General features: G+C 36.3%; 6 protein-coding genes. 3 read left to right on the top strand and 3 right to left on the bottom strand.

The annotated features are described in order from the left end of the window. Positions 1–154: 154 nt before the first annotated feature. Complete coding sequence (locus EA412_06640; GenBank protein ID TVR79383.1) at positions 155–376, bottom strand: hypothetical protein; 222 nt, start codon at positions 374–376, stop codon at positions 155–157. 199 nt (positions 377–575) lie between these two features. Between EA412_06640 and EA412_06635 the strand changes: the two genes are divergently transcribed. Beyond that, positions 576–1,220 carry a hypothetical protein gene (locus tag EA412_06635; protein ID TVR79382.1) on the top strand — a complete coding sequence of 215 codons (645 nt, stop codon included), beginning with the start codon at positions 576–578 and terminating at the stop codon, positions 1,218–1,220. Positions 1,221–1,250: 30 nt separating this feature from the next. Next, positions 1,251–1,838 carry a hypothetical protein gene (locus EA412_06630; GenBank protein ID TVR79381.1) on the top strand — a complete coding sequence of 196 codons (588 nt, stop codon included), beginning with the start codon at positions 1,251–1,253 and terminating at the stop codon, positions 1,836–1,838. A 64-nt stretch (positions 1,839–1,902) separates the two neighbouring features. On the opposite strand, the gene EA412_06625 is transcribed toward EA412_06630, so the two are convergent. Both EA412_06625 and EA412_06620 read right to left on the bottom strand, forming a co-directional pair. Beyond that, positions 1,903–3,270: a sensor histidine kinase gene (locus EA412_06625; GenBank protein ID TVR79380.1), complete on the bottom strand. Its 1,368-nt coding sequence runs from the start codon at positions 3,268–3,270 to the stop codon at positions 1,903–1,905. After that, on the bottom strand, positions 3,270–3,959 hold the full coding sequence (locus EA412_06620; protein TVR79379.1) for a DNA-binding response regulator: 690 nt from the start codon (positions 3,957–3,959) through the stop codon (positions 3,270–3,272). The genes EA412_06625 and EA412_06620 overlap by 1 nt, the downstream gene beginning before the upstream one ends. 254 nt (positions 3,960–4,213) lie before the next feature. Here EA412_06620 and EA412_06615 point away from each other — a divergent pair. Further along, positions 4,214–5,555, top strand: a 1,342-nt coding sequence (locus tag EA412_06615) for a hypothetical protein (protein TVR79378.1), incomplete at its 3' end; no start/stop codon positions are given.

Below are 5,555 nucleotides of genomic sequence, written 5' to 3'. Positions count from 1 at the left end.
ACTTTAGGTATTCGTCTCTCCAATTGGCTTTATATTCTATGTTTTGATTTTCTTTTAACATTTTAAACGCTTATAGAACGGCATTGTATAAAAACAATGTTTTTCTAATTTTTAACAGAGGGTAAATATAATAAATAAGATGATTTTACTCGAATCACAAATGCCTGAATGAACATGCTAAACTCCATTTTATTTTAATGCATATCAATGATGCATAATGTGCAATTATTGTGCAATTGTTGTGCAATAATTGTGCAATTACAATGAACCAAGCTCGAGCCCATTGTGAGCCCTTTCGTTTCAATTTATTAACTGTACCCGCTCCAGTCTGTCCAACTTTTTCAAGAATATCCCATTTATATACTATCTCTGCCAAATCCCGGCTTGCCGTTGCTTTTGAAACTTCTAACAAATCCTGATATTCGGAGTTTGAGATTTTTCATTGTTTCTTAATAAATGGATTGCTTCAGAATGAGTATCAATTAACAAGATTGCATTATCAACAAATCACAATATCACATAAGTGTTTGCGTTTATCTATTCCTGTCACATACATAAAAACTAAAATTTTAAACATGTATAAGTATTTCTTTTTTCTGCTTATCATTTTCCTCTCAGCCTGTAAAAAAGAGGATAAACCTGTTAATGAAGACCCTGCTGACACTCATCATTTTGAGATTGTAACATCTCCCGGAAGTTATTGGGTATATGATGTTTATAACATAGACAGTCTTGGAAATGAAACCATAAAGCCTAAACAAGATACCGTTTATTTAATAGGAGATACATTGATTAATGGTTATAGTTACGCCATTTATGAAGGAGGTTACTTCGGAATGAAAAGGACTCAGGTACTTCGGGATTCAACCGGCTATCTTGTTTCAGAAAATGGAACTATAATGATGAGTTATACCAATTCCTCTGATACACTTGATTTATTCGAAGATCAATTAAATAGTTATATCTCATTTATTATAATGGACGAAACAGATCATAGTATTGATGTTCCGGCTGGTAGTTTTGATGTAAAGCGAAGTTTGAATACTTACTTCAGACCGGATGGAACTGATTTTACTGCTTGCAACCCAACACATACTTTTAATACTTATTATGCTTCCGGAATTGGAGAGGTTTTATCACAAACATCTTTTTATAACAATATTACAAGCAATTGTTCATATCTTGAAAGAAGGCTTGCATATTTTTACCTTGCAGATTAGTATTGCTCATTTAATAAACAATCCAATTAGATGGGTTTATCCATACACTATAGCGGAAAATTCAGGAAAAATGCTTCTCTGCCGGAATTGATAGAAGAAGTAAGGGAAATAGCTGAAGTACATAAATGGCCATATGCGGTCTATCAGACTGATTTTCCGGAAAATTCAACAGATAAAGAAGAGCACGACGATGAGGTTTATGGAATCAGTTTCACACCACCCGAATGTGAAACAATTCCGATTGAGTTTTTGTCTAATGGCAGAATGAGCAACAGTGCAAATTTGATGCTATGGGGTAAAGCTAAGCAAAAACCGGAAAAAGATTACCTGTACATGAATTCTGTTAAAACCCAGTTTGCCGGTATTGAAACACATAAATTTATCATACACCTGTTTAAGTATTTGAGTAAAAAATACCTTGATGATTTTCGAATGTTAGATGAAGGTAGATACTGGGAAACCGGTGATGAAAAGCAATTGACTAAAATATTTACCCAATATGATAATTTGTTAGATTCTTTTGCTTCATCATTAGAAAGTCTTCCAATGCATGAAGAAGAAACTTTTGAAGATTACATTCTAAGAATAGTAAGGCAAGTCCGAAAAAAGAATAGATAATCAGGTATTTATTTTCTGCTTGTGATTTGACTAAAGATTAACAGACCACCTTTTTTAGATCAAACTACCCCACCCTCAACTCCACCGTAAACACACTCCCTTTGCCTTTTTCAGAATGTACGGTGATATTGCCTTTGTGAAGGTCAATGATTTTTTTAACAAGTGAAAGCCCGATACCGTAACCATTATTCTTCTGTACGGTTTTTCCTCTATAAAAAGTAGAGAATACATTAGGTAGATCATCTTTAACTATTCCGGGACCATTATCAATAAAGGCTATTGAACAATAGTGCTCATTAGCTGAAATTTCAACTTCGCATCGTTTATCATTAGAAAACTTACAGGCATTGTCCATCAAATTTATAAAAGCTGTTTTTAACAAATATGCATTCCCCTTTACCATCATTTGTGATTCATCTTCAACTGATTCGTCTATAGTTATATCTACCAGAAAATCACTGTGGTTTTTTCTGAGTTCGGCAATAGCATCCATCAACACTTCGTCTATTCTGTCAGATTTGAATGTAATTTCTGTTTCATCATAATCCGCTTTAGCCATATCCAATAAACCGGAAACCAATTTTGAAAGATTTTTTGCATCATTAAGTGCAAACGCTATAGCCTGACGGTATTCTTCACTTTTTCTTTCCCGGCTCTCGGCAAGTTCTAATTCTGCAATCATTGCCGCCAAAGGATTTCTGATTTCATGAGCGATATTTGAAACCACATTTTTTTGTTGCTCAAATGCGCTATCCAGACGTTCCAGCATTCGGTTAAAAGTGATAGCAAGTTCAGCAATTTCATCTTTACCGTTCCCTTCTTTTACGCGTAAATCAAGATTTGTGGCTGTAATTTCTTCAACATTATCAACCAATTCCGATACCGGTTTCAGCGCTTGTCTTGCAAAAAAACGTCCTCCGAAAAATATCAGAATAATTACTGCAAAAAAGGCAACTGTCAAAGCATATCCAAGGTTTTGCAGACTTTGTATGCCATAAACATCACGTGCTGCTGCCGTAATCACATATTCTTCCCCTTCGTGGAAATAACTGAATCCTATAACATGCCATTTATCTTCGAAAAAACGAATCTCTCCTTTCTCTCTGATTTCCTGAATCATTTCAGGTGTTTCTTTTACAATATCAATGTGAATTGCATCATGATAAAGCAGGTTAAATGCCGTATCATAAATAGCAATTTCTTCCTGAAACATTGCATTCCTGGTATTCAGGTAAATGGTTTGAATCACTTCAGGTTCTACTTTTGCATCCAGCAGTATATTGGCTTTAGTCAACGCTTGAATCCGCACCTGTTTAAAAAACTCCTCTTCCCGGTTTTCTGCATAAGTGATATAAATGGCTATAGAAAACAGCAAGAGCAAACCACCGGCTATAGCCGTAAACATCAATGTGAGTTTATTTTGGATTTGCATTAATTGTCTTTTTTTAGAATAAATCCCATTCCTGGTTTTGTGTGAAGAAGCTTTTGTTCAAAGTCACGATCCACTTTTTTTCGCAGGTAATTTATGTACACATCTATAAAATTAGTGCCTGTATCAAAATCCATGTCCCATACTTTTTTGGATATTTCTTTTCTGGATAATACCCGCTCCGGATTTTTCATCATGAACATGAGCAGGCTAAATTCTTTTGGCGTAAGTGTAATTTCTTTTCCTGATCTGAATAAGGTTTTTCGGTTGATATCCAGATGCATATCAGCATACTCCAATTTGGTAATTTCCTTTTCTACAGGTCGCCGGGTTCTTTTGAGCAGCACTTTAATGCGAGCAAGCAATTCCCTGAGATCAAATGGTTTAACAAGATAATCATCCGCTCCGGCATCAAAACCTTCCACTTTGTCATCAGTAGTGCCAAGAGCCGTTAACATAATGATGGGGAAGTTGGGTTTTTCTTTTCTGATTGCAGCACACAAATCCAGTCCATTCATTTCCGGCATGACAATATCCACGATAGCCAGGTCGAAAAGATTATTTTGAAGCATTTCTTTTCCGCTCAAACCATTCCAAGCCTGTTGCACTTCATAACCGTTTTCTTCCAAGCCTCTTTTGATAATAGACGAAACCCTTTGATCATCTTCAACTACAAGGATTTTGTTTTGCATAACATTAAATATTTTCACTTTATTACAATCAAGAAAATTTAGTTCAGTTTGACATACTTTATTTTCCTGATTGATAAAAATACAGAAAGTTTATAGCCCCTAATAAAAATTATTGTTTTTATGAAAATTGATTAAAACTGAAACCTAATTTTACAGTCTTATAATTGCATAAAACCGAGACTTTTATGCTCTCTTACTTTTTTAACCCTCCTGAATTAAGTAACTATATCCCATTTACAACGTATGAATAAAATATGGTTAGATGCTTTACATTTATCTTGATAGTTCTTATAACTTTTGCAAATAAACAAGATTTATATGGGCAATCTCCTTTTTGTGATTCTATAACTCCTCATTTCATAGCTGATTTAACCGGTGATCCGGCAGGTGTGTATATCTCCCCTCAAGTTTCCAGACAAGGAAATTGTTGCGGTACAAGCTTTCCTGACAGATGTGTTTCTTTTGAAGTAACACTTGATTCTTTGGCTGTTGGTTTGCATTTCGGAATTGCATCAGGTGCAGAACCACCCGGAGCATTGTATTATCAAGTAGATTGTGGCCCTCAAATCCCTATCACAGAACCAATTTGCTTAACCGGCGGGCCACATATTTTGACTTTTTGTAAACCCGGGGCAAATCAAAATACTTATCAAATCACTTCAATTCCGGGTCCCGTTTTTCCTATGGAAGATACTACAAGAGACGGATGCACAGTAGATTTAGAAGTTACAGGTTTCCAAGAAAATACAATTACCTGGACCGATATAACATCACCTAATCAAATCTATAATCAATACCTGACTTGCACATCCGGGTGTAGTCAAACAACTTTTATCCCGGACGCTAATGCACCTGCTTATGTAGATTATCTGGTTTGTGGACAGATATATGGAGGAGTCTGTTCACCGGCTTTCCCAATATGTGACACAGTAAGAGTTAATGTAGTGAATGACCTTTCAGTTGAGATTACCCCTAACCCTGCTATTTTTTGTCCGGGAGCTTCAGGCGTACTGCTTAATAGCCAGATACACGGTAGTGATGGCAATTACACTTTCTTTTGGAGAGATAGCAATGGGAATCTTGTCGGCTCTGACGATACATTTCTCGCACCTGCACCCGGAATTTATACCTTGGAAGCAAGAGACGGATTTTACCCTTCTTGTCCACCTGTATTTGATACAGTTATTGTTCATCACCATGACCCTATGACTTTATCTACACAGGCAACACCTGTGAGTTGTTTTGGATATAGCGATGGCTCTGCAAGTGTGGAAGTTTCCGGTGGAACAGAGCCTTATGCTTTCATATGGAATAATGACTCTAATTTAAGTACTGATTCAATCCAAAATTTACAATCGGGCTCATATCAGGTTCTGGTAACAGATTCTTTCAATTGCACTGTTACTGCAACTGCAGTTGTTCAGGAGTCATCTACTCCCTTAACTGTATCAATTTCTTCTTCAAACGTTTCTTGTTTTGGTGAACACGACGGCCAGGCAACTGTTATCGCAAGCGGCGGTACCGCTCCATACAATTTTATTTGGAACGGCGATTCAACCATGAATGCTGCAACAGCAACCGGTTTACCGGCAGGAA

It is taken from the genome of Chitinophagaceae bacterium (assembly GCA_007695095.1).
In the GTDB taxonomy this organism is placed as follows: domain Bacteria; phylum Bacteroidota; class Bacteroidia; order Chitinophagales; family REEL01; genus REEL01.
This window is presented reverse-complemented; position numbering and strand designations above follow the sequence as displayed.

Bases quoted from the DNA above. Each gene is read 5' to 3' on its own strand.
- EA412_06620 (TVR79379.1), bottom strand. From the start codon at position 3,959: ATGCAAAACAAAATCCTTGTAGTTGAAGATGATCAAAGGGTTTCGTCT.
- EA412_06630 (TVR79381.1), top strand. From the start codon at position 1,251: ATGGGTTTATCCATACACTATAGCGGAAAATTCAGGAAAAATGCTTCT.
- EA412_06635 (TVR79382.1), top strand. From the start codon at position 576: ATGTATAAGTATTTCTTTTTTCTGCTTATCATTTTCCTCTCAGCCTGT.
- EA412_06625 (TVR79380.1), bottom strand. From the start codon at position 3,270: ATGCAAATCCAAAATAAACTCACATTGATGTTTACGGCTATAGCCGGT.